Source organism: Pseudomonas sp. BF-B-26 (assembly GCF_019956495.1).
Taxonomy (GTDB): Bacteria; Pseudomonadota; Gammaproteobacteria; order Pseudomonadales; family Pseudomonadaceae; genus Aquipseudomonas.
This window is the reverse complement of record NZ_JAHBDP010000033.1, coordinates 100987-124913: the sequence shown is the minus strand read 5'-3', so window position 1 is coordinate 124913 and position 23927 is coordinate 100987. Positions and strand designations below refer to the sequence as shown.

Here is a 23927-nt window from a genome sequence, read left to right as displayed (position 1 = left end):
GTGGGCCGGGGAGCGCACGGTGCGGCAACGCCATGCAAATGGAGTGATGCCTTCATTGCGAGTGAAGATGTGGCAGAAATGCGCCTGATCGCAGAAGCCGCATTCGAGACTGATTTGCGTCAGCGTCAGGTCAGTGCTCTGGATCAATTGCTTGGCGCGGGCGATGCGCTGGTTGCGAATCCAGTCCTGAGGCGAGAGCCCGGTGCTGCACTTGAACGCGCGAGAGAAATGGCTGCGCGAAAGGGCGCAGGCGCGGGCCAGTTCGGTCACTTCAACGGTCTCACCAAGGCGCTCGAGGATCAGTTGCTTGACCAGGCTTTCGCGCCACGGAGTCAGGCCGCCGGTCGTTTTCTTTCGCGTTTCAGTGGTCGTCTCGCGGGCGACGTTTTGCTGAGAATGAGCCATGACAGATGTCCTTGTCGGTGAGCTTCATTTTTGGTCGCAGGGCTCTGGCAGGCGAGTTAAACGTTGTTAATTCCGTCGATGTGCGGTTGGTAACCAACAGCGCTAACTCAGCACATTGCTGCAATTTCTGCGGGTGCCAGCCGTGCAAAATCGACGTTATCTGGCGGCGTTGTGCGTGGCCGCTCTTCTGACTCGACCAAGGTGGTGGCATGCAACATTCTCTGGTTTGCGCGCTGGGGCTCGCGGCAGCGCTGGCGTCCGGCATTTCTTCGGCTCAGGCACCGGCGCAAGTCGGCGCGCAAGTGCCGGGTTATTACCGGTTGGCGGTGGGCGATTACGAGGTGACGGCGTTGTTCGATGGCTACAACGATCTGGCGCCCAAACTGCTCAAAGGCCTGACTCAAAGTCAGATCCGCGCGCTGCTGGCTCGCCGTTCGATTGAAACGCCGGGCGTACAAACCGCGTTCAATGCCTTTTTGATCAACACTGGCAAGCAATTGATCCTCGTCGATACCGGTGCCGGCCAGTGCATTGGTGCTACCGCCGGGATGCTGTCAGACAATATGAAAGCCGCCGGTTATGAGCCGGCGCAGGTCGATACGGTTTTGTTGACCCACCTGCATTTGGACCATGTCTGCGGACTGGTCGACGGCCAGCAGAAACCGGTTTTCGCCAACGCCACTGTTTACGCGGCAAAGGCAGAAGCTGACTACTGGCTCGATCCTCAAGCCTTCGGCAAGGCGCCCGAGGGTGCCAAGCCGTATTTCAAAATCGCCCAGGATTCGACCGCGGCCTACGTCGCGGCAGGTCGCTTCAAGACGTTCGATGCCGGTCAGTCGCCCGTACCGGGTGTGGAGGCGGTTATCGAGACCGGCCATACGCCGGGCAGCACCACGTACCGCTTCACCTCGCAGGGTCAGAGCATTCTGTTCATGGGGGATCTGGTGCATAACCTGGCGGTGCAGTTCGAACACCCTGAAGTGTCGATCGGCTTTGACGTCAACAGTCAGCAAGCGATCAAGAGCCGCGCCAGGGTTTTCAGTGATGCGGCGGCGAGCAAAATCTGGGTAACAGCGGCGCATTTGCCGTTTCCCGGCATCGGCCATATCGCGGCAGAGGGCAAGCATTTCCAATGGGTACCGGTGGAGTACGGTCCTTACAAACGTGCGGCCAACGTACCGCTGATCGAGTAAATTCCAACGCTAAGTGCCTGGCTGAACACACAAGGGGAATCTGCCTGTGAACCGTAACGATCTGCGCCGCGTCGACATGAACCTGTTAGTGATTTTCGAAGCGTTGATGTTCGAAAAGAACCTCACCCGTGTGGCTGAAAAACTGTTCATGGGGCAGCCGGCGGTGAGTGCCGCGCTGGGACGGTTACGGGATCTGTTCGACGATCCGCTGCTGTTGCGCAACGGCCGCGGGATGGAGCCGACAGGGCGGGCACTGGCGATTCTCAAGGAGCTGCAACCGGCGATGGATGTGATTTCCGGGGCCGTGAGCCGAGCTAAAGAATTCGATCCCGCTACAAGCTGCGATGTGTTTCGCATTGGGCTGTCGGACGACGCCGAGTTTGGCTTGTTTCCGCCCTTGTTGAGCCAGCTCCGGGAAGAGGCGCCAGGGATCATTGTGGTCGTGCGGCGGGCGAATTATCTGCTGATGCCGGCGTTGCTGGCGTCTGGGGAGATTTCAGTGGGAGTGAGTTACACCACGGACCTGCCGGCCAATGCCAAGCGCAAGACGTTGCGGGATATTCCATGCAAGGTGCTGCGTGGGGACAAACGACCGGGGACGCTGTCGCTGGATGAATACTGTGAACGACCGCATGCGATGGTGTCGTTTTCGGGGGATTTGAGCGGCAACATTGATCTTGATCTCGCGAAGATCGGACGCAGTCGTCGGGTGGTGTTGGGCGTTCCGCAGTTCAGTGGGTTGCGGGCGTTGCTGGCCGGGACCGAGATGATCGCCACCGTGCCGGATTACGCAGCGTGTGCGTTGGTCGAGGGTTGTGCGTTGCGGGCCGAAGACCCGCCGTTTCCGATTGAAGCGGCGCAACTTTCGATGGCCTGGAGTGGGGTGCATGACAACGATCCGGCGGAGCGGTGGTTGCGGTCGCGGATCAGTGAGTTCATGTCCAGGCCTTTGTCGATTTCGGCTTGACCGTGGCGGCCTCCGGGCCGACCTATTTCTTTGAGGTGTACATATCCATTTCTGCGGTAACGGCGGCTGGCGGTTTCGCCCTTACGGCGAGGCACTTTTTTCAAACGCCAAAAAAGTACCCAAAAAGGCTCGCCCCAAGCGTCCGGCCCCTCGCCTAGGCTCGGCGTTCCTTCGTTCCGGTATTCATCTGGGGGCATCGCCTCCGGTCGGCTTCGCTTCGACCTCCTCTCGATGTGTTCGACTTCGTCGAACGGCGCTGCGCGCCTATCCCCCAGATGAACACCTCCACTCAGCCTTCCGAAGGGGCGGGTAGATCAAGATCAAAAGCTGCAGGCGAGCTAACGCTCGGCCTGATGAGTGGTGAGAAGCGAAAGGCGTACGCCGCTCCATTGTGGGAGCGGGCTTGCTCGCGAAGGCGGCCTGACAGCCGACCTGTTTATATCCTGATGTCCCCTGTCCAACTGTGGGAGTCCGCTCGCGAAGGCGATGTGTCATCGAGCATTGATTTTGCCTGGCCCACCGCTATCGCGAACAGGCTCGCACACAAGGGATCTGCGGTGGATCGTACCGCCGGGCTCATCCACAAAAAGAGCACACACATCCAATTTTTCCCGACCTCAGACCGGCACTATCAAACCAAGTCCCGGCGCATGAGCGCCGGTGGTTTTTCATTCGTGCAGGTAGCCCATGAATACGTCGCGATGGGATGAGCGGGCCCAGGATCTCGGACTGCTGTTTTTGCGGGTCAGCGGTGGTTTGTTTCTGCTGTGGGTGCACGGTTTGCCGAAACTGCTTAACTACAACGCTCAACTGCAAGTCATCGAAGACCCTTTCCACTTGGGCGCGAACGCCACGCTGATGCTGGCGATTTTTGCCGAGGTGCTGTGCCCGTTGCTGATCATCGCCGGGGTGCTGGTGCGTCTGGCGTGTCTGCCGATTTTGGCGGTGTTGCTGATCGCGCTGCTGGTGGTGCATGCGCAATGGAGTCTTGATGAAGGGCAGTTCGGTTGGCTGCTGTTGATTCTGTTCACTAGCGTTCTTATCGCCGGGCCGGGACGGCTGGCGCTCAATGTCCGATTCGCCGGAGCTTTGCGTTATGCCTGAATCCAATCGTTTCGAGGAAGTCGTGACCCTGGTCATCAAGCACAGGATCAAGGCGGGTTTTGAAGTGCCCTACGAAGCCTGGTTGCGCAACATTGTCAGTATTGCCGGGCAGCAGGAAGGGCACTTGGGCGTCGATGTGATTCGCGGCAAGAGCGCCGGACTTGACCTGTACACCTGCGTGCTGCGCTTTTGCACCACCGAATCGATGCAGCGCTGGCTCGATTCACCGCAACGGCTGGAACTGGTCAACGAAGCCACACCGATGCTCGCTGACGGCGACCAGACCGAGGTCAATCCGGTCAACGAATTCTGGTTCGCGCCGCAAGCCGACGCCGCTTCGCCACCACCGCCGCGATGGAAGCAGGCCGTGGTGACGTTGTTGGTGATTTTGCCGCACACCTTGCTGGTGCCGCTGATCTGGGGCCCGCTGCTGCAGCTCAATACCTTCCTGTCCAATTACGTGGTCGCGACGTTCCTGATCACGCTGACCATCGTCGTGTCGGTGGTGTACCTGTTCATGCCAATGGCGACGCGATTGTTCGCCCCCTGGCTGTCCTCTTCCACTCAGCCCAAGGAAAAGTGATGAACGCCGATCTGATTTTGTTTAATGGCCAATTTCATACGGTTGACCGTGAAAACCCACGCGCCAGCGCCGTAGCGATTAGCAATGGTCGTTTCGTCGCGGTCGGCACCGACGCCGAAGCCATGGCCCTGCGCGGTTCGGGTACGCAGGTCATCGATCTCAAGGGTCGCTGCGTCATTCCCGGCCTCAACGACTCGCACTTGCACCTGATCCGTGGCGGTCTGAACTACAACCTCGAATTGCGCTGGGAAGGGGTGCCGTCGCTGGCCGATGCCCTGCGCATGCTCAAGGATCAGGCCGACCGCACACCCACGCCGCAATGGGTGCGCGTGGTCGGCGGCTGGAACGAATTCCAGTTCGCTGAAAAGCGCATGCCGACCCTCGAAGAACTCAATCAGGCCGCGCCGGATACACCGGTATTTGTCCTGCATTTGTACGACCGCGCCTTGCTCAACCGTGCCGCGTTGCGCGTGGCCGGTTACACCCGCAACACGCCGAACCCGCCGGGTGGCGAGATTGTCCGCGATGCCAACGGTGAACCGACCGGCATGCTGGTCGCCCGTCCTAACGCGATGATTCTCTACTCGACCCTGGCGAAGGGGCCGAAGTTGCCGCTGGAATATCAGGTCAACTCGACCCGTCAATTCATGCGCGAACTCAACCGTCTCGGCCTGACCAGCGCCATCGATGCCGGCGGCGGTTTCCAGAATTATCCGGACGATTATCAGGTGATCGAGCAGTTGGCCAAGGACCAGCAGTTGACTGTTCGCATCGCCTACAACCTGTTCACCCAGAAGCCCAAGGAAGAGCTGACCGATTTCAAGAATTGGACCAGCAGCGTGACCCTGCATCAGGGCGACGATTACCTGCGGCACAACGGCGCCGGGGAAATGCTGGTGTTTTCAGCGGCGGATTTCGAGGACTTCCTCGAACCGCGTCCGGACCTGCCACAAACCATGGAAGACGAGCTGGAGCCGGTGGTGCGCCACTTGGTCGAGCAGCGCTGGCCGTTCCGTTTGCACGCCACGTACAACGAATCCATCAGCCGCATGCTCGACGTGTTCGAGAAGGTTAACCGCGACATTCCGTTCAACGGTTTGCCATGGTTTTTCGACCATGCCGAAACCATCACCCCGCAGAACATTGAGCGGGTGAGGGCGCTGGGTGGCGGCATCGCGATCCAGGACCGCATGGCGTTCCAAGGCGAATATTTCGTCGAGCGTTACGGCGCCAAAGCCGCCGAAGCGACCCCGCCGATCAAACGCATGCTGGCCGAAGGTGTACCGGTCGGCGCCGGCACCGATGCCACGCGAGTGTCCAGCTACAACCCCTGGACTTCGCTGTACTGGATGGTCAGCGGCCGTACGGTCGGTGGCCTGGAATTGCATGCCGAGGGCTTGTCTCGTCAAACCGCACTGGAGCTGTTCACCCACGGCAGCGCCTGGTTCTCTTCCGAGCAGGGCAAGAAAGGCATGATCAAAGTCGGCCAACTGGCTGACGTCGCGGCCCTGAGCGCGGATTTTTTCAGCGTCGACGAAGAAGCGATCAAGTGGATCGAGTCGGTGTTGACCGTGGTCGGCGGCAAGGTGGTGTACGCCGCCGGTGACTTTGAAAAACTCGGACCGGCCAGCGTGCCGGTGCTGCCGGACTGGTCGCCGGTGGTGAAAGTGCCGGGGCACTGGCGTCCGACCTCGCCGATGCAAGCGCAGGTTCACCATTGCAGCGGGCCGTGCGGCGTGCATTCCCATAGCCATGAAAAGGCGCGTTTGTCGAATGCGCCGGTCAGCGATTTCGCGGGTTTCTGGGGCGCGTTCGGCTGCTCGTGCTTCGCGTTCTGACGATCGCAGAAAAGCGCCGGCCCTGCACGTCGGCGCCGCATGTAACACCCATCCAACGAGGAGTTTCACATGAGCAACGTTCCGTACAAACGCCTGAACAAAGATGACGCCGTTGTCCTGTTGGTCGACCACCAGACGGGCCTGATCTCGCTGGTCCAGGATTTCTCGCCGAACGAATTCAAGAACAACGTACTGGCACTGGGCGATGTGGCCAAGTTCTTCAAGCTGCCGACCATCCTGACCACCAGCTTCGAAAACGGTCCGAACGGCCCGATGGTTCCCGAGTTGAAAGAGCAGTTCCCGGACGCGCCGTACATCCCGCGTCCAGGCCAGATCAACGCGTGGGACAACGAAGATTTCGTCAAGGCCGTTAAAGCCACTGGCCGCAAGCAACTGATCATCGCCGGTGTCGTCACCGACGTTTGCGTGACGTTCCCGACGCTGTCGGCGTTGGCTGAAGGGTTTGAAGTGTTCGTCGTGACCGACGCCTCGGGTACCTTCAACGAAACCGTGCAACAAGCGGCCTGGGCGCGCATGGCGGCGGCCGGTGCTCAACTGGTGAACTGGTTCTCGGTGGCCTGCGAGCTGCAGGGCGACTGGCGCAACGACATGGAAGGCCTGGCGAACCTGCTGTCGCCGCGCATTCCGAACTACCGCAATTTGATGAACAGCTACTCGGTGCTGACGTCGAAGTAAGTCCCGCCACAATGAAAAATGCCCGCCAATGTGCGGGCATTTTCGTTTGAGACAAAAAGCGGCTATACAGTGTCTGACTGTCAATCAGAGCGTGACAATGAACCCGTTCGAAGATATGCGTATTTTTTGCCAGGTCATGGACTCCGGCAGCTTCACCGCGGCGGCCGATCAATTGGGCCTGTCCAAGCAGTTCGTCAGCCGGCGGTTGATGCAACTCGAAGAGCGTCTGGGTGTGCGGCTGCTTAATCGCTCCACTCGGCGACTGGACGTGACACCACTGGGGCAGAGTTATTACGAGTCAGCCTTGCGTCTGCTGGGCGAAGTCGAGCAAGTAGAGCAGGGCATCGCCGGTCAGACCACTGAGCCCCGCGGCACTATTCGCATAAGCGCGCCATTGTCGTTTGCAGTGGTGCGTTTGGGCTGTTTGCTGCCGGTGTTTTTGCAGCGTTATCGCGATGTCACGGTGGAGGTCGATCTCAGTGATCGACCGGTGGATTTGCTCAGTGAGGGTTATGACCTGGCGCTGCGCATCGGCGTTCTGGAGGATTCGACGCTGATCGCCCGACGCATCGGCTCCATCCAGCGGGTGTACTGCGCCAGCCCGGCTTACCTGGCCGAGCGCGGCACGCCGCTCAAACCCGAAGACTTGCACGCGCATGACTGCCTGCCTTACGGCCATGGTCGTCAGGTGCAATGGCGTTTCGAAGGGCAGGGCAAGCCGTTGGTGGTCAATGTCACCGGGCGGATGCGGGTGAACAATGGTGAACTGCTCAGGGACGCGGCGATCGCCGGCATGGGGATTACTTACTTGCCGACTTTCATTGTGGGTTCGGCGTTGAAGGACGGCAGGCTGGTGCCGGTGCTGGAAGCATTTCGTTCCGAGCCGCTGACGTTGTCGGCGGTCTATCCGCAGCACCGTCAAGCATCGCGACCGGTGCAGGCGTTGATCGAGTTTTTGCGTGAACGGCTGGATCAGACTGAGGGTGGGTTGTAGCGCGGTTGGTTATAGTGTCAGCACGCAATTAATGAAAGACCTCAGTCTGGAGCGCGCAATGGAAATGCCGACAAAAGAAAAAGCCATCGCCAGCAACCGCGATGCCTGGAATGACTCCGCCCGACACCACAAGGACACCCCCGAATGGCAGGCCCGTTTGACGGCGGTTGGTTGTAGTGATTTTTGCTGCTTGGACGACACCCTCCGAGGGTTACTGGAACAGGTCGGTGTCGACGGCAAAGACGTGGTGCAACTGGGCTGCAACAACGGCCGCGAAAGCCTGTCGTTGTTTGCGCTGGGTGCCCGCAGCGTCACAGGCGTCGACCAGTCCGAGGCGTTCCTCGATCAGGCGCGGGAACTGGCGTCACGCTCGCCCCATGCGCCTGAGTTCATCGAGGCAGACATCCATCACTTGCCGACAGAACTTCATGGACGTTTCGACGTGGCCCTGATCACCATCGGCGTGTTGAACTGGATGCCGGACATCGCTGAATTCTTCCGCCATGTCGCACAAACCCTCAAGCCCGGCGGCAGCCTGGTGGTGTACGAAACCCACCCCTTCCTGGAAATGTTCGACCCCGAGTCCACCGATCCGTATCGGCCGGACAGCTCGTACTTTCGCAGCGAACCTTTTGTGCAGGACCAGCCGATCGTCTACGAAGGCAAGATCGAACAGCAGGCCTCGACGTCCTACTGGTTCGTCCACACCCTGGGCGCCATCTTCACCGGCGCCATCGAGGCGGGATTGCAGATCAGCCACTTCAAGGAGTACCCGCATTCCAATCGCGAGGAACTCTATGATCGGTATGAGCAGCAGACGGTGCAGCTGCCGTTGTGTTTTACGTTGGTTGCGCTGAAGAAAGAGTCTAAGCAGAAGAGTCTCTTAGAGCGTTGAGTGATTGACCGAATGACCCGGCTGCGCGCAGAGATCAATGCCAAGGGCGTGAATGACCTTTAAAACCGTATCGAAACGTGGTTTTGCTCCTGGTGCGAAGGCCTTGTACAGGCTTTCGCGGCCCATACCCGAATCCTTGGCTATCTGTGTCATTCCACGCGCTTTTACCACGTAGCCGATAGCGCGAAGAAACTCTTCGTTGTCGCCGTCTGCGAGCACTTGCGAAAGGTACTCGCTGATGGCTTCGTCACTGTCCAGCAGAGCCGCCATATCGAAAGTAGTCAAAGTCTGGCTCATGTTTAAACCTCCTTTGCCAAAATTCATTACTCAAATGTATCCATCTGGATACGAATGAGCAGTCAGGCAATTCCTTCGTTGTGTATGTTTTTTCCTTGAAGTGTGTGGGCTATGGGGTATCCGAGCGGGTCTATTCGCGGTGTCGCTGCCGTCCGCTATCCTTGCTCCACGCACATCGAACGGTTTTCCCCATGCTTTCGGTCCAAGGCGTCTTCAAAAGCTACGCCACTCCCCAGGGCCCATTAGCGGTTCTGCAAGGTGTCGACCTCACCTTGAAACCCGGCAGCAGTCTGGCGTTGATGGGGGAGTCGGGCAGTGGCAAAAGCACTTTGCTGCACCTGATTGCCGGGCTCGACAAGGTCGATCGCGGCAGCATCCGCAGCGGCGAACATCGGCTGGAGCAGATGAACGAAGGGCAACTGGCGAACTGGCGGCGGACCGAAATCGGCCTGGTGTTTCAGCAGTTCAACCTGATCGGCAGTTTGCGAGTGGAGGACAATCTGGCGTTCCAGGCACGACTGGCGGGGCGCCATGATTCGCGCTGGCAGGCGCATCTGGTGCAACGTCTGGGCTTGGCTGATTTGCTGCAGCGTTATCCGGAACAGCTGTCCGGTGGCCAGCAGCAACGGGTCGCGCTGGGCCGTGCCCTGGCGTCGCAGCCGAAACTGCTGCTGGCCGACGAACCCACCGGCAGCCTCGATGAAGCCACCAGCGATGAAGTCTTGAAGTTGTTGCTGGAGTTGCTCGACGACAGTCCTACCACCTTGTTGATGGTCACCCATAGCTCACGGGTTGCCGCGCGGCTGGCCGAAAAAGTGGTGCTCCACGGTGGTCGTCTGGCTGGCGCGGACGAGCGCTGAAGTGCGGGTCTTTCGCGAAACGCTGCGGGCGCTGCTCAGTCATTGGCGGCAACACCCGGTGCAATTTTTCAGTGTGCTGACCGGGCTTTGGCTCGCCACCAGCCTGCTGACCGGCGTGCAGGCGCTGAACAGCCAGGCGCGCGAAAGCTATGCCCGGGCCAGTCAGTTGATTGGCGGCGAACCCCAGGCCAGCCTCAGTGCACCCAGCGGCGCGACCTTCTCCCAGCAAGTGTTTGTCGACCTGCGCCGTGCGGGTTGGCCGGTGTCGCCGGTCCTGCAAGGTCGGGTGACGCTCAAGGGGCATGACGACCAGCGCTTGCAGTTGATGGGCATCGAGCCGGTGTCGCTGCCAGCCGGTTCTTCCGTGGCTGGGCAGGCGTTGCCGATTGAGCAGGTTGTCGAGTTTTTCAGCCCGCCGGGCAGTACCTGGATTTCGCCGCAGACGTTGCAGACTCTGGGTCTGCACGAGGGCGAACGCCCGCTGACATTGAGTGGTCAGGCCTTGCCGCCGCTGCATGCCCAACCCGATATGGCCCCCGGTGTGTTGTTAGTGGACATTGGCTTCGCCCAGCAGATTCTCGGCTTGCCGGATCAGCTGTCACGCCTGCTGCTGCCGAAGGATTTCACCGCGACCCTGCCTGATCAATTCAAAGGACAGCTGCAGCTCAAGACCAGTGGCGAAGAGAACAATTTGTCGCGCCTCACCGAAAGCTTTCACCTGAACCTCGATGCGCTGGGGTTTCTGTCATTCGTGGTCGGCCTGTTCATCGTCCACGCCGCGATCGGCCTGGCGCTGGAACAACGCCGTGGCTTGCTCAGAACCCTGCGTGCCTGCGGCGTCAGTGCACGGTTGCTGATTGCCGGTCTGGCGGTTGAATTGGGTGGGTTGGCATTGATCGGCGGATTGGTCGGCGTCGCCAGCGGCTACCTGCTGGCCAGCGTGCTGTTGCCGGACGTCGCCGCGAGTCTGCGCGGGTTGTACGGCGCCGAAGTGGCGGGGCAGTTGAGCCTCAGTCCGTGGTGGTGGCTCAGCGGCGTCGGCCTGAGTCTGTTGGGCGCGTTGTTGGCGGGGGCCAACAGTTTGTTGCGGGCTGCGCGCCTGCCTTTACTGGCCTTGGCCGATCCGCAGGCCTGGCATCAGGCTCACGCGCGCTGGTTGCGGCGTCAGGGTTGGGTTGCCGTGATCGCCGCGGTGATCGCAGTGCTGGCCTTGATCTTTGGCGACAGCCTGAGCAGCGGCTTTGTGCTGATGGCGGCGCTGTTGATCGGCGCTGCGCTGGCGTTGCCCGTGGTGCTTAACTGGGTGTTGAACCGGGTGCTGCATCGCAGTCGCTCGGTACTCGGCCAATGGTTTCTCGCCGACTGCCGTCAGCAACTGCCGGCACTGAGCCTGGCGCTGATGGCGCTGTTGTTGGCACTGGCGGCGAACATTGGAGCGGGGAGCATGACGGCCGGTTTTCGTCAGACCTTCAGCGATTGGCTCGAACAACGCCTGACCGCCGAACTGTACGTTAATCCGCAAAATCCGGCCCAGGCCAGAGAACTGCAAACCTGGCTCAAGCAGCAACCCGAACTCACGGCGGTGCTGCCCAGCTGGCAAGTATCGATCCAGTTGCAAGGCTGGCCGGCGGACGTCTTCGGCGTGATCGATCACCCGACGTATCGCCAGCATTGGCCGCTGCTGGAAGCCTTGGGCGACAACCCTTGGGACCGACTGGCCAAGGACGACGCACTGATGCTCAGTGAGCAACTCGCCCGTCGGCTGAAGGTGCGCCTTGGCGATCACTTGACGATTCCCACTCCGAACGGCGCATGGTCGCCACGGATCGTCGGCATCTACGCTGATTACGGCAATCCAAAAGGCCACATTCTGGTCAACGTCAAGCATCTGCTGCGCGGCTGGCCGCAGCTGACACCGAGCCGTTTCAACCTGCGCATCGATCCGACGTTGATCCCCGCTTTCCTGACCGCGCTGCAAACCCGCTTTACGCTGGAGGATAGCCGAATCGTCGACCAGGCCCGGCTCAAGGGTTGGTCCACGCAAGTGTTCGAACGCACCTTTGCCGCGACCGCCGCACTCAACAGCCTGACCCTCTGCGTGGCGGGCGTGGCGCTGTTCATCAGCCTGTTGACCCAAAGCCAGAGTCGCTTCGGGCAACTTGCCCCCCTGTGGGCGCTCGGCGTGACTCGCCGGCAACTGATGCTGCTCAATCTTGGCCAGACCTGGTTGCTGGCGGTGCTGACCCTGGTGCTGGCGTTGCCATTGGGGATCGCGTTGGCGTGGTGCCTGGACACGGTGATCAACGTTCAGGCCTTCGGATGGCGCTTGCCGCTGCGGGTGTTTCCGCTGCAGCTGTTGCAGTTGATGGGGCTGGCGCTGTTGGCGACTTTGTTGGCGTCGGCGTGGCCGCTGTATTCGCTATATCGCACGCAACCGGCGGATCTGCTGAGGACGTTTGCTCATGAAGATTAAGGTCGGCGTGTTGCTATTGGCGTTATTGAGCGGCTGCGATAACTCGGCGCCCGTTGAGAAAGGCTTCGCGGGGCTGGGGCATCAGGCCGCCGTGTTTACGCCGGTGGTGCCCGGTCGGGTGTTCAGCTTTCCGGCGGATCACGGTCCTCATGACGGTTTTCGGATCGAATGGTGGTACGTCACCGCTAACCTCAAGGACGATCAGGGGCGCGAGTTCGGCGCGCAGTGGACGCTGTTTCGCAGCGCCTTGAAAGCGACGCCCGAAGTGGCCGGTTGGGGTAGTCAAATTATCTGGCTTGGCCATGCGGCCGTGACGTCGGCGACAGTGCATCACGCCGCCGAACGTTACGCCCGTGGCGGCGTTGGTCAGGCTGGTGTGAGCCTGGCGCCGTTCAACGCGTGGATCGATGATTGGCGTTTCAGCAGTCAGGGTTCCGAGCCTATGGCGGATCTTCAACTCAGCGCCCGGGACAAGCATTTTGGCTATCAACTGCGGCTGAGTTCCACGCGTCCTTTGGTGCTTCAGGGCGACAAAGGCTTCAGTCAGAAATCCGAACAAGGGCAGGCGTCGTACTACTACAGCCAGCCGTTTTTTCAGGCTCGCGGCACGCTGGAAATCGACGGCAAAACCTATCAAGTCAGCGGCCCGGCCTGGCTCGACCGGGAATGGAGCAGCCAGCCCCTGACCGCCAACCAGACGGGCTGGGACTGGTTTTCCCTGCATCTGGACAGCGGCGAGCAGGTGATGCTCTACCGTATGCGGCAGAAGGACGGCGCGCCTTACCTCACCGGCACCTGGATCGACGCTCAGGGCCAGACGCAGCGACTGCACGCCGCCGACATCAGCCTCACACCGCAAGACACCGCCAAAGTCGCCGGGCGTTCGATGCCGATACGCTGGTCGATCAAAATCCCCGACAAACACCTCGACATCACGATCAGCGCGCTCAACCCCAATGCGTGGATGGCTTTGCGCATTCCCTATTGGGAAGGCCCGGTGCAATTGAGCGGCAGCCAGGGTGGGCAGGGGTATCTGGAAATGACCGGGTATTGAGTCGGAACTCTCGGCAGAGCGATGGCCTCCTAATTCTAGAAGTCCGTTCACCGGAGACCGCCATGAGTGAAGACCTCAAACCACCTGACCTTGCCTCGTGGCAGCGCCTGTTCGAAGACAAGGCCTACTGGCAACAATCCCCCGACGCCCATTACGCCGAACTGCTGCGAGTGGCCGACGACTTGCTGGGGCAGGGCGCCATCGACCTGGAACAATGGCAAGCCTTGAAGGCCAGGGCCGATCAGTCCCATAAAGACTCGCCTGCCGTGAACGTCGCCTAGGAGGTTGACGATCCCGAGGCTTGAGGCGTTCTCCAAGAAACTGCGAACACTCCCTGATCAGCGTCTATGCTCATCTGCGTAGAGGACGCTGGACGGTGGTTCAGCGCTCGTTGCTGCCTCCAATTCACAGGGAATGTACCGCTTATGAAACTTCACGCACTGACCAAAGCCATCACCCTTGCGACCCTGCTGTCTGCCGCCAGTCTTAGCGCCATGGCTGCGGACATCCCGCTGTCTGCCGTTGTGGAGGCGGATCAGGTCACCACCAAAGTTGTCTCGGTCGATGCTGCCAAGCATCAGGTCGTCCTGGAGGGGCCGGAAGGTCATCAGGTCCATGTGCAATTGACCGACAAGGCCAAAAACCTCGGCAAACTGAAAGTCGGCGACCAAGTCGATATCAAGGTTACCCGCTCTGTCGCTGCCTACCTCGACACCGATATCGACAAAGGCCTGCCAGGCAGCGTCGAGCGCGCTGGCGAAGTCCGCGCAGCCCCCGGCAGCGACAACCCGGGCGGCGAAGCCTACCGTCAGGTGCAGGTCCAACTGCAAATCACCAAAATCGACGTGAAGAACAATCGTGTAACCCTCAAAAACCCCGCCGGCCAGTCCAAGACCGTTGACGTCGTAAGGCCCGAAGTTCAAGCGAAATTGAAAGACCTGAAAGTTGGACAGAGTGTCGTTGTGACCTATACCGACATGTTGAAAGTGACCAGCAAGCACTGAAGTTGAGTATTAGCTCTATATGTTGATTGTTCTCGTACAATTTTTATGTATAAGAACAATCAATTTTAATGGTCTAACTGGTGAGTTTGCTGGTCTGTAAAATAGTATTTGGCCCGACATTTAATCGAAAGTTGTTTCGATAAATTTCATGTTCATATACGCGGACATATTCGAAAACTTCAATTAAAATACTTCCCGTTCGCCCAGTGTCAGGGCTCTTTACCGGTGCATGGATTGCCAGGCCATTACACTGGGCGAACACCTTCTCGAAGTGCGGTACGCACATGCAGCAATACGTTGTTCCCCTGAACACCGCCTCCCGTTTGCCATTCCGCTACCTCAAGCACACCTCCAAACCGATCCGCAAATTCGGCAACTCCGATCTTGCCCTGCAGCACAACAAAGTCATCAACCTGAAACTGGCCGTTGCTTCGATCGACGGCGTCGTCATCCGTCCTGGCGAATATTTTTCATTTTGCCGCCTCGTGGGTCGGCCCACCCGCAAACGTGGTTATGTCGAAGGCATGGAGCTGTCATTTGGTGAAGCCCGCAGCAGCATCGCGGCGGGATCTGCCAACTGAGCAACCTGATTCACTGGATGGCGATTCACTCACCTTTGGTGGTGGTTGAGCGGTCGAACCACAGCTTCGATCCCTTTCCTGACGAGGGGCGGGTACTGCCATTCGGCTCCGGGGCCGCGATCTTCTACAACTACATTGACCTGGTGCTGCATAACCCGACCGATCGCCATTTTCAGTTAAAGCTCAATGTCGCCGAGCAACAGTTGGAAGGGGAGATGTTGTTCGATCAGGTGAGAGAGTTTCGGTATCACGTTTATCAACTTGGGCACCGGTTTGTGCGGGACGGTGGGCGGGTTTTTCGGGAGAACGAGATATGGCGGGAGGTCAGGAGCAAGGGGCAGGAGAGTCAGGTGTTGAAGAGCGAGCGGCTTTATAAGAATCGGGTGGTGGTTAAGTATGAGGTTGAGGAAAGTTTGCTGACTTGAACGTGTTACGCCTGTCAAAACTGCTCGCTGAGATTGTAGCGGCAGTATTGCAACAATATTGACGGTTCAGTTCCGGAAATAATGCTCATCCAGTTGTCGTCTCCGAATCAGCAGGTATTCCTCCCAGACCTTGGGGAAATCCTCATCCTTGGTGAATGGGAACGTCAGATAAATATGCTTGCCTGTCACGCTTATATACTGACGCGCGCGTTTGAAGGCAGGTTGTTCGTACATCGAAATGCTTTCATCGTAACCGTCGTGGCGGTGAACCCGGCACGTTGAACAGCGTTTTGCAGATTGAGGTAAGGCATGCGGTGGACTCCTGTCCGGGGTGAAAGCGCTGGTTGAAGGACCAATAGGGGGCATAACTGAACTAAAAGGAGACAGATTCCTCGTGATTGTGTAGAAAACAAGTCTGTTCCCTTGTTCCCTTGTTCCCTTTTTTCTAAAGATCCTCGAGTTCGATGGTGCAGCCGTTTCTTTTTAAATTTTTAATTTCTTGATCGAATGAGTAGTTTGGTAAGTCTCTGTTTTTTCTGTCGTACTCTGTTCTTAAGAGTCTAAATAGGCGGCCTATGTTTACTTTGTCTTTTGTCTCAAGGCTCTCAATTAGGTCGTAGTTGTCGGCCGATAAAAATTGAAACATGCTTCTTGCTATGTAATAGGCTGCTATGTTGGAGAATAGCCCTTCAGCATCTTCGTAGTTTTCAACCAGGTATCGAACGTATTCTTGAAATATAGTTGTCAGTAGGCTCTGTGGCGCGTTTTGGGTTTTGAGTACGCCGCACATTTCCTGCCAGTTGCTAATGTATAGATGCTCGCCCCATTCGGACCCCCTTGCGAAATAGATGCCATTCCCTTTGAAAAATTCGGAAATCTCATGCTGATCTAAGGCGATTTCGAACGTGGTTTTCATTGTTCCTCTTAATCTCCTTTAACCCACATTCGTAATGCCTTGTGGTGTTCGATTTTTATGATTACAGGCTTCTGAAATTATTTGGTCCATCATCGTTGGCAAGCTTTGTTATGCGTCGATTGTAAGTTTCAATATTCTGTGCATTATTCGTTTTATGAATCTCCTGATGCAGAAACTCCATGCATTTGGCAATTGTTTGTTTTTCGTTGTTTGATAGGTCGCCAATTAGATCTAATCCGTTTTCAGATAAGATTGGGATCTTTTTTCGCATGTAGTAGTAACAGCCTATGTTTTCCAACAGGTCGTTTGCATCCTCCATACTGTTTGTGATGGTTTTTAGGTATTTTTCGAATGCGTTTTTCAGGGTGGCAACTGGTTTTTTTTGCGTTTTGAGAAATCCGCAAAGGCCTTGCCAATTAATGACGTGTAGTTGGGTTCCCCAGTCGGGGTCTTTCGTAAAGTAAATGCCACTACCTCTGAAGTATTCCGGGAATTCATCTCTGTTTAGCGCTTTTTCGAAATTGCTGATCATTGAAGGTGTTCCCAGTCATCAAGTTTGCTCAACCCAAAAGGGACACCCATTAGCCAGTCTCAAGTCAAGGCTAATGGGTGTCCCTTTTTGGTCGGTTCTAGGTAGCGACGCCACGATCAATTCCTGGCTGAATTATCAATAGATGGTCTACTTCTCGGTTTCGGCAGCGTTCGACAAATGACAGTGCTGAAGCTGGATCTTTTATATATGTATCAAAGGTGCTCTTGTCAATTTCGAAATACTCTTCATAGTCAACCATTCGGTTACTGACGGGTATCGAAACGTAGAGCTTCCCTGATTCTTCAATGCCGACAGAGAATCGTTCGCTTTTACTGAAAAATACATCATTGAATTTCATTATTTTTTCTATGAGTTTAGCGGTTGATGTCCTAGTTTTGGCGAGAAAAGAGCAGACTAATTTATTTTCTATGAAAATAAATTAGTCCCCTCTTTCCTGCTTTTTCTGTTTCGAAAATATATCTGTCCTAGTTTTTCTTCCACTTTTTCCTTGATGTCAGCTACAGTTTTTCTAGATCAAATTGGCAACCATTTGTCTTTATTTCAGACAGGAATTGGTCGAGGCTAATCACAGGCTTGCCAGCATTTTGGTTGGCGTACTCTCTACGTAGAAGTCTGAACAGCTCGCCGATTATTTTTTTGTTTCTTTCACTAAGGCTCGCTATTAAGTCAAAGCTGTCTTCGGACATGAACGATGTATCATTTCGCATTAGATAGTAACAGCTTATATTTAACAGCAAAGAATCCGCATCTTCGTAGCGGCTCTGTAGTGATGTTAAATACTTGCTGAATACGTCAAGTAGTATTTTATTTGGGTTTTCTTCAGGTTTTAGGTATCCGCACAGACCTTGCCAGTTGTTTATATAGAGGTGATCTCCCCAATCAGGATCTCGGGAAAAATATTGTGCTTGACCCTTGAAAAACTCCGAGGGCTCATTGTTTTCTAGTGCGATCTGAAATTTGGTTTTCATTGAGGTTTTTCTTAGTCCTCAAATTGGCTTTAACCAAAAGGGGACAGATTTATTTCCGCGATTGCGTGAAAAAATAAATCTGTCCCCTTTGTTTGTTGCTTTGTTTGTTTATAGGTCCATAAAGCTGTCGCGCTCATTATAATGTTTTATGGCTTTTAGTATTTCCTCATTTGTTGCAGATTTTTTTTGCTTCAGTGCGTTGAATGTAACATCTTCCAAAAGCTCATCGGTAAACCAAAACTCGAGATTATTTTGAGTAATGCTCTCTGGGAAAATCTCTTCGTCGTCATCGGTGATCTCTGAGTATTCATCAATCACGCAGTCGGTTTCCAGGGTCGCTTGGTCCGATGATCCTTTTCCATAAACACAATAGGTAAGAGTTTTCTGCTGTGTTTTTAAGAAATCGATTAGATCGGCAAGCTTGATGGTTTGTTTGTATTGCACAGTTAGTGCTCCAATTATTCTGTTTTGATTTTCCCTTCTCGGCCTTCTCTACCACCACCCCATATATCTCGCCCACCTTTTCCAGTTGGGTGGTATACAGAGTGTTCACCTGCATGATCCGCTCTATGGACAAGCTGCAACAATCCGGGTTTTTCGTTGTGGTGCCAAGTGTAACCTGTAGGGCTGGAGCCCATGTTTCGCTTTGGATCGTCGACCCAGGTTTTGAGCTCAGGGTTTCGTCGATACATATTCTTTCGAAACGCTGGATCGTCATTCAGTTTTTTGATCAAGTCTTTGTTAGCTCTGTTGAACTGTACCTTGTCACTCTTCAAATACAGGTTTTCTAACTAAAAGGGGACAGATTTATTTTCGAGATTACGTAGAAAATAAATTTGTCCCCTTTTTCTTAAATAATTAACAATCATTGATATGTCAATAAGTTGACTCAGGTGGGATATATCATCAAATGTGATTGTTCCGCCAGGCTCAATTATTTTTTTGGTGTTCATTTGGTTTTCCTTCGACCAAAAGGGGACGGATTTATTTTTGTGGTTGCGTAGAAAATAAATCTGTCCCCTTTTTCTTGTACCTTTTCTTGTAAGCTGAGTTGCTGAGTTGCTGAGTTGCTGAGTTGCTGAGTTGCTGAGTTGCTGAGTTGCTGAGTTGCTGAGTTGCTGAGTTGCTCAGTTCCTCTGTCACCCTGTTTTCCTAGTCGTTGTTTTTGGCATAATTCGTTAAATACTTGCCAGCCAAATCTCGCACTGTTGCAGTTTTTCGTTATCGTTCATCGCGTGAGATATTCTCTTGTCGATCTCTTTGAATTTATTTGGTTCGTTTTCTTGATAGAACATTAACCAGCCGTCTCTGCCGTCGTGTTCTATCATGTATTTTTTTTCATCTTTTCTGACGCTTAGTGACCAGGAAGAAAAAAAATCTGGATGGTCCGAAAATACCATTACTGTACAGCCGCAACGGCTTGCAACGTCATATAAATCGGATTGCTTCATTCGTGACCTCCTAGATGTGTATCAGATAAATTATTGGGTTTTTTCGAAGTTTCCTTTAGCGCTGCTAAAGACTTGAGTGCCGCCCCCTGATGACGGTTGCGTGATACCTTTCACAGACCAAGTATCATCTATCGGTTTGGCTGTCGATTTCAATACACGCGTTTTTTCGGTCGTTCGATAAATACCTTGTAGTTTTAGTTCTACCGTGCCCGCTGCACGATTATCTCCTAGTGGACCAATGCCAAGCTCTGATGGGGTTGTAGCAGGGTTCAGAGAGTAGTAGTTGCCTTGTGGAGCGCCGGGTGATTGAAATTGATAAACGGTTTTTCCTCGATTCAACGTCTCTACATTTACTGGTTGATTAAAATCGATACCGTTCAAGTGGCCCGGAATGCTTGTCTCTTCAAAACCTTGTGTTCGATAGAACTCTGTAGCGGTCTCTTTTCTTCCACGAGCGTTGATATCGTTATTGATATCCCCTGTCCGACCGTACTTTTGATTAAGTTCAGCTCGCCTGTCATCTGGGCAGTTGCTGGGAACGCAGCTCAAACCCAACGGATCCACCCACCCCGTAGGGTTAGGCACGTACTGGTAGTTATTTAACCCACCTGCGAGCTTGATCGGATCCGGCGTCAAGAAGCGGCCAGTACACGGATTGTAATAGCGATGCCGGTTGTAATGTAAGCCCGTTTCCGTATCGAAGTACTGACCCTGGAAGCGTAGCGGGTTATCAATTTCCGCCACGTCGAGGGTGGCGAGGTTGCCGTAGGCGCGGTATTTCGCCGACCACATGATCTCGCCGCTGTAGTCGGTGAGTTCCTGCGGGGTGCCAAGGTGGTCGAGTTGGTAGTAGAACGGCTCGGTTTTGAGTGGGCCTTCGCCATCGAGCATCGCCAAAGGACGGAAGGTACCCGGCTCGTAGATGTAGCTGCGATAGCGATTACTCGCGCTTTCGGCGATGAGGCGTTCGCCTTGCCACAGGAACTCTGTGGTTTGGCCGTCGACGGTTTTGGCGATTCGACGGCCGAAGGTGTCGTACTTATAGCTTGCGACGCTACCGCCGGGAAGGCTGACCCCGATGAGGCGGTGTTGGCAATCGTAACGGTACTCGGTGACAAGTTTTTGCCCGGTGCCGCGGCGTTCGCGGATCTGATTTCCGTAGGCGTCGTAGTCGTAATGGCGGTCGCCTTGCATTAGCAGGCGGTTGCCTTTTACGTTGGCCAGGTTCGTGGTTGGCTGGTCGCCTTGACCCAGGAGGTTGCCCGCTGGGTCGTGGGCAAAGCTTTCCGGGGTGGTGCCACGGACGTTGATCAGGCGGTCAAGCGGGTCGTAGTGGTAGCTGCGATTACCTTTGCGACTGTCGTCGATGCCGGCGAGGTTGCCGTTGGCGTCGTAGGCGTATCGGCGCTGGAACAGGTTGCGATCTTGCTGACTGACGCTGTGAGCTTGCAATCGACCTTGTTCGTCGTACTGGTATTGGCTGAGCAACAGACCCTGTTGACGCTGCTGTTCGCGACCGGCGCTGAATTGGTGGGTGGTCAGACGCGAGCCATTGAGGTCGATGCTGCTCAAGCGACCGCCGGATTGGTGACGGTAGTCGAGTTTGCTGCCGTCGGGGAGGCGGCAGTGGCTGAGTTGACTGAGTTGGTCGTACTCGTAACGCAGGGTGCCCCAGCCTTGGTGCTCGGTGATCAGGCGGTCTTGCAGGTCGTATTCGTAGGCGAGGGGCCAGTGGCCGTCGTCGACGTTAACGAGGCGACCGAGGGCGTCGTAGCTGTAGTGAATCTTCTCGCCATCGGCCAGAGTCTTCACCAGCAGACGGCCAGCGGCGTCGCGTTGGTACTCGGTGATCAGCTCGCTGCCGTCGTCGCCGAATTCGGTTTTCTTCAGCAACTGGCCGTTGAGGTCGTACTCGTAGGCCGTACGGCGACCGTCGAAGCCGGTTTCCTGTTGGATCAGGCCGTTGGGGTAGTAATCGAGGTGGTAATGCTCGCCACGTTCGTTTTCGATCTCAGTGAGCAGCAAGCGCGAGTTGTCGTAGCGGTAGCGAAGCTGACTGCCGTCCGGGTTAAGGCGACGGCTGACCAAGTGCAGGCCGTCGGCGTATTCGTAGCGGGTGATGCGGCCCAATTCATCGCGTTCGGCAGTGACTTTGCCGTAGGCGTTGTAGGTGAACGCGCGGGTTGCACCGCCGGGCAGGGTGATTTGTGCGAGGCGGTTGGCGGCGTCCCATTGGTAGTGAGTGATGGCGCCGGTTTCTTCCTGACGGGTGATCTGCCGGCCCAAGGCGTCGTAACGGTACTTGCGCTGGCCGCCGTCGGGCAGGCGCTCTTCCAGCAGTTGGCCAAGGTTGTTCCATCCCAGTTGATGGCGGCTGCCATTCGGGGGCGGCTTATTGGATAGCCGGGGTCAATATTTTTTTGGAAGCGTGCGTTGTTTCCATTTTCATCATTGGGTTCGAACGACTACATTAGAAGCTCTTGCTTAGGATACGGAGCACGATATGTATGGGAGAGATGAAGAGTGGCCATATATTAGGTACTCTGTTTAGAGTTTAATGATAATCAGCTTTAGCCTGACGTCTCTCCTTGGTAGCACTGCCAGTACATCTTGGGGTGCTGTGAAATTATGGGGGGAAATGGTATCGTCAGGTCTTTTAGAGGTGTACTTTAGTGAGTAAGGATATAAAGGAGTTAAGTAAGTTTTTAAGCTATGTCCTGCGTCATGAGCCTGAGCATATTGATCTTGAGCTAGATGAAGATGGTTGGGCTGTAATAGAAGATCTGATATGTGGTGCTGCTGAAAAATGGAGTTGCTTAACTTATTCAATGATTAGAGAGGTTGTTTTAAGCGGTGATAAAAAACGTTTTGAGATATCAGATGATGGGGCTCGAATCCGCGCGATACAAGGGCACTCAACAAAGTTGGTGAGTCGAAAGTATCTTGAATTTGAGCCTCCTGAATTTTTATATCATGGCACTGCAGTGCGCTTTCTTGATTCCATCAGACAGCAAGGGTTAATTGCGGGGGCTAGGCATCATGTGCATTTAACGCAAGATAAAGTTACAGCGTGTAAAGTAGGGCGGCGCTACGGAGTGGTGGCGCTCCTGCAGGTGGATAGTCAAAAAATGTTCGCTCAAGGCTTTAAGTTTTTTAAAGCTGAAAATGATGTGTGGTTAACTGCCTGCGTACCAGCTGATTTTTTACATGAAATTGAGGTGCCGAATAAAACGTCTAGTCTTCTTCCTCCCACTCCTGGTGAGTTTTAATTGCTTTTGTCAGCCATTCGCTAAAGTTATTGTAGCTTCCATGGTGCTCCCAACCTTCTGATGCGTAAGCGTGGATGATCAATACTTTGGGGTTTCCGGAGTTGTCATCGCCATCAAAGCATGCGATATCATCATTTGCATTAAATTTCGCAAATGGTATTAGCTCTCTTTTTGGATAGAGTTTTTTTAGTGTGTCGTACCAGCTATTAACATCACCCTCCTCAAAAACGATGAACCACCAAGGTTCAATGTCGATAGGGGGGGTGATGCTTATTGTGTTTATAAACTCTTTTGGATATGTGAAGTCCTGTCTGTTCTCGATTTCTATAAAAAAGCTCATTATTTTCCACTCAGTTTTGGCGGTTCATGGGATCCGTACGGTGTTTCTTTTCCGAAACGTTTTGGGGATTGTTTTCCAACTCTCAGTTCGATGGCTTCCCCCCAGCTGTCTGGTTTTTTTTCCTTTTACTGCAAATCGCTGTTGCTCTGAATCCGTTACTAGGTCGTTATAGCCACGCTCCCTAGCCTCTACTTTGATCCCGGCTTCACGGGCTGCCCTTACACGAGTGTTGTCCATACTAGTTAAGTGACCGTCAGGCATTCGAACAACATCAATGGGATCCCCTTGCCAGCCTTTTGCTCTCATGCTACTAACTAGATCGTCATAGTTATAACTGTTTCCATTGTTGTCAATCTTATTATATGAAACCGTCGTTTGAGAGAATCGTACTTCATTTGGATCAATCGTTTTTACTTTAGGGCAATTTGCCAGTTTGCTGCTCAATCCCAACGGATCCACCCACCCCGTAGGGTTAGGCACGTACTGGTAGCTGTTCAACCCACCCGCAAGCTTGATCGGATCCGGCGTCAAAAACCGTCCAGTCCCCGGATTGTAGTAGCGATGCCGGTTGTAATGTAAGCCCGTTTCCGCATCGAAGTACTGACCCTGAAAGCGCAGCGGGTTGTCGATTTCAGCAATGTCGAGTGTGGCGAGGTTGCCATAGGCGCGGTATTTCGCCGACCACATGATCTCGCCGCTGTAATCGGTGAGTTCCTGTGGTGTGCCGAGGTGGTCGAGTTGGTAGTAGAACGGGGTGGCTTTCAGTGGGCCTTCGCCATCGAGCATGGCCAGCGGGCTGAAGCTGCCGGGTTCGTAGATGTAACTGCGATAGCGGTTATCGGCGCTCTCGGCGATGAGGCGTTCGCCTTGCCACAGGAACTCGGTGGTGTGGCCATCGACGGTTTTGGCGATGCGGCGGCCGAAGGCGTCGTACTGGTAGCTTGCGCTGCTACCGCCGGACAGGCTGACGCCGATCAGGCGATGTTGGCAGTCGTAACGGTACTCGGTAACGAGTTTCTGCCCGGTGCCACGGCGTTCGCGGATCAGGTTGCTATAAGCGA

The 23927-nt window shown here is 55.2% G+C and carries 24 protein-coding genes and 3 pseudogenes; 15 read left to right on the top strand and 12 right to left on the bottom strand.

The genetic code is table 11. The annotated features are described in order from the left end of the window. Positions 1–405, bottom strand: a 405-nt coding sequence (locus tag KGB03_RS03040; protein WP_223526310.1) for a helix-turn-helix domain-containing protein, incomplete at its 3' end; no start/stop codon positions are given. Between the two features lie 209 nt (positions 406–614). Between KGB03_RS03040 and KGB03_RS03035 the strand changes: the two genes are divergently transcribed. From KGB03_RS03035 to KGB03_RS03000, 8 genes are all read left to right on the top strand, one after another. Further along, on the top strand, positions 615–1598 hold the full coding sequence (locus tag KGB03_RS03035) for an MBL fold metallo-hydrolase (RefSeq protein ID WP_223526309.1): 984 nt from the start codon (positions 615–617) through the stop codon (positions 1596–1598). Positions 1599–1644: 46 nt separating this feature from the next. After that, the gene (locus KGB03_RS03030) at positions 1645–2565 is read left to right on the top strand and encodes a LysR family transcriptional regulator (RefSeq protein WP_192407648.1); all 921 of its coding nucleotides are present in this window, start codon (positions 1645–1647) and stop codon (positions 2563–2565) included. A gap of 687 nt (positions 2566–3252) precedes the next feature. Then, positions 3253–3669 (top strand): DoxX family protein, encoded by a 417-nt coding sequence (locus tag KGB03_RS03025; protein ID WP_111452056.1) that lies wholly within the window; start codon positions 3253–3255, stop codon positions 3667–3669. Continuing rightward, complete coding sequence (locus KGB03_RS03020; RefSeq protein WP_218538685.1) at positions 3662–4252, top strand: antibiotic biosynthesis monooxygenase; 591 nt, start codon at positions 3662–3664, stop codon at positions 4250–4252. The genes KGB03_RS03025 and KGB03_RS03020 overlap by 8 nt, the downstream gene beginning before the upstream one ends. After that, complete coding sequence (locus KGB03_RS03015) at positions 4252–6090, top strand: amidohydrolase (protein WP_140684210.1); 1839 nt, start codon at positions 4252–4254, stop codon at positions 6088–6090. The genes KGB03_RS03020 and KGB03_RS03015 overlap by 1 nt, the downstream gene beginning before the upstream one ends. A 69-nt stretch (positions 6091–6159) precedes the next feature. After that, positions 6160–6786, top strand: coding sequence for an isochorismate family cysteine hydrolase YcaC (ycaC, locus tag KGB03_RS03010; protein ID WP_008032694.1), 627 nt, complete (start codon positions 6160–6162; stop codon positions 6784–6786). Between the two features lie 97 nt (positions 6787–6883). Next, positions 6884–7780, top strand: coding sequence for a LysR family transcriptional regulator (locus tag KGB03_RS03005; protein WP_223526308.1), 897 nt, complete (start codon positions 6884–6886; stop codon positions 7778–7780). Positions 7781–7838: 58 nt separating this feature from the next. Beyond that, positions 7839–8675, top strand: a complete 837-nt coding sequence (locus tag KGB03_RS03000; RefSeq protein WP_223526307.1) for a class I SAM-dependent methyltransferase — start codon at positions 7839–7841, stop codon at positions 8673–8675. Here KGB03_RS03000 and KGB03_RS02995 read toward each other — a convergent pair. Then, complete coding sequence (locus KGB03_RS02995) at positions 8664–8972, bottom strand: addiction module antidote protein (protein ID WP_008153842.1); 309 nt, start codon at positions 8970–8972, stop codon at positions 8664–8666. The genes KGB03_RS03000 and KGB03_RS02995 overlap by 12 nt on opposite strands. 191 nt (positions 8973–9163) lie before the next feature. Between KGB03_RS02995 and KGB03_RS02990 the strand changes: the two genes are divergently transcribed. The 6 genes and pseudogenes from KGB03_RS02990 to KGB03_RS02965 form a co-directional block, all read left to right on the top strand. Further along, positions 9164–9832, top strand: a complete 669-nt coding sequence (locus KGB03_RS02990; RefSeq protein ID WP_223526306.1) for an ABC transporter ATP-binding protein — start codon at positions 9164–9166, stop codon at positions 9830–9832. A 1-nt stretch (position 9833) separates the two neighbouring features. Then, positions 9834–12305 (top strand): ABC transporter permease, encoded by a 2472-nt coding sequence (locus KGB03_RS02985; protein WP_223526313.1) that lies wholly within the window; start codon positions 9834–9836, stop codon positions 12303–12305. Next, positions 12295–13359, top strand: a complete 1065-nt coding sequence (locus KGB03_RS02980; RefSeq protein ID WP_223526305.1) for a lipocalin-like domain-containing protein — start codon at positions 12295–12297, stop codon at positions 13357–13359. Before KGB03_RS02985 ends, KGB03_RS02980 begins: the two co-directional genes overlap by 11 nt. A 62-nt stretch (positions 13360–13421) precedes the next feature. Continuing rightward, positions 13422–13640, top strand: coding sequence for a hypothetical protein (locus KGB03_RS02975; RefSeq protein ID WP_223526304.1), 219 nt, complete (start codon positions 13422–13424; stop codon positions 13638–13640). A gap of 144 nt (positions 13641–13784) precedes the next feature. After that, the gene (locus KGB03_RS02970) at positions 13785–14363 is read left to right on the top strand and encodes a hypothetical protein (RefSeq protein ID WP_223526303.1); all 579 of its coding nucleotides are present in this window, start codon (positions 13785–13787) and stop codon (positions 14361–14363) included. Between the two features lie 317 nt (positions 14364–14680). After that, positions 14681–15369, top strand: a pseudogene (locus tag KGB03_RS02965) (VanW family protein); the annotation flags it as partial. Positions 15370–15814: 445 nt separating this feature from the next. On the opposite strand, the gene KGB03_RS02960 reads toward KGB03_RS02965, so the two are convergent. The 8 genes and pseudogenes from KGB03_RS02960 to KGB03_RS02925 all read right to left on the bottom strand — a co-directional run. Then, on the bottom strand, positions 15815–16285 hold the full coding sequence (locus KGB03_RS02960) for a hypothetical protein (protein ID WP_223526302.1): 471 nt from the start codon (positions 16283–16285) through the stop codon (positions 15815–15817). 61 nt (positions 16286–16346) lie between these two features. After that, positions 16347–16817 (bottom strand): hypothetical protein, encoded by a 471-nt coding sequence (locus KGB03_RS02955; protein ID WP_223526301.1) that lies wholly within the window; start codon positions 16815–16817, stop codon positions 16347–16349. A gap of 97 nt (positions 16818–16914) precedes the next feature. After that, complete coding sequence (locus KGB03_RS02950) at positions 16915–17175, bottom strand: hypothetical protein (protein WP_192407666.1); 261 nt, start codon at positions 17173–17175, stop codon at positions 16915–16917. A gap of 160 nt (positions 17176–17335) precedes the next feature. Then, a complete protein-coding gene (locus KGB03_RS02945) occupies positions 17336–17806 on the bottom strand; it encodes a hypothetical protein (protein WP_223526300.1) in 471 nt (156 codons plus the stop codon). Positions 17807–17914: 108 nt separating this feature from the next. After that, the gene (locus tag KGB03_RS02940) at positions 17915–18250 is read right to left on the bottom strand and encodes a hypothetical protein (RefSeq protein WP_223526299.1); all 336 of its coding nucleotides are present in this window, start codon (positions 18248–18250) and stop codon (positions 17915–17917) included. A 14-nt stretch (positions 18251–18264) separates the two neighbouring features. Beyond that, entirely contained in the window at positions 18265–18540 is a 276-nt protein-coding gene (locus tag KGB03_RS02935; protein ID WP_256365302.1) for an HNH endonuclease, read from the bottom strand. A 444-nt stretch (positions 18541–18984) separates the two neighbouring features. After that, positions 18985–19257, bottom strand: coding sequence for a hypothetical protein (locus KGB03_RS02930; protein ID WP_192407673.1), 273 nt, complete (start codon positions 19255–19257; stop codon positions 18985–18987). Positions 19258–19287: 30 nt separating this feature from the next. After that, positions 19288–21642 (bottom strand): annotated as a pseudogene (locus KGB03_RS02925) (polymorphic toxin type 46 domain-containing protein); the annotation flags it as partial. Between the two features lie 287 nt (positions 21643–21929). Here KGB03_RS02925 and KGB03_RS02920 point away from each other — a divergent pair. Beyond that, positions 21930–22526: an RNA 2'-phosphotransferase gene (locus tag KGB03_RS02920; RefSeq protein WP_223526297.1), complete on the top strand. Its 597-nt coding sequence runs from the start codon at positions 21930–21932 to the stop codon at positions 22524–22526. Here the strand turns inward: KGB03_RS02920 and KGB03_RS02915 are convergent. After that, on the bottom strand, positions 22492–22866 hold the full coding sequence (locus tag KGB03_RS02915) for an SMI1/KNR4 family protein (RefSeq protein ID WP_223526296.1): 375 nt from the start codon (positions 22864–22866) through the stop codon (positions 22492–22494). The genes KGB03_RS02920 and KGB03_RS02915 overlap by 35 nt on opposite strands. A 24-nt stretch (positions 22867–22890) precedes the next feature. After that, positions 22891–23925: pseudogene (locus KGB03_RS02910) on the bottom strand (RHS repeat-associated core domain-containing protein); the annotation flags it as partial. Positions 23926–23927: the final 2 nt, after the last annotated feature.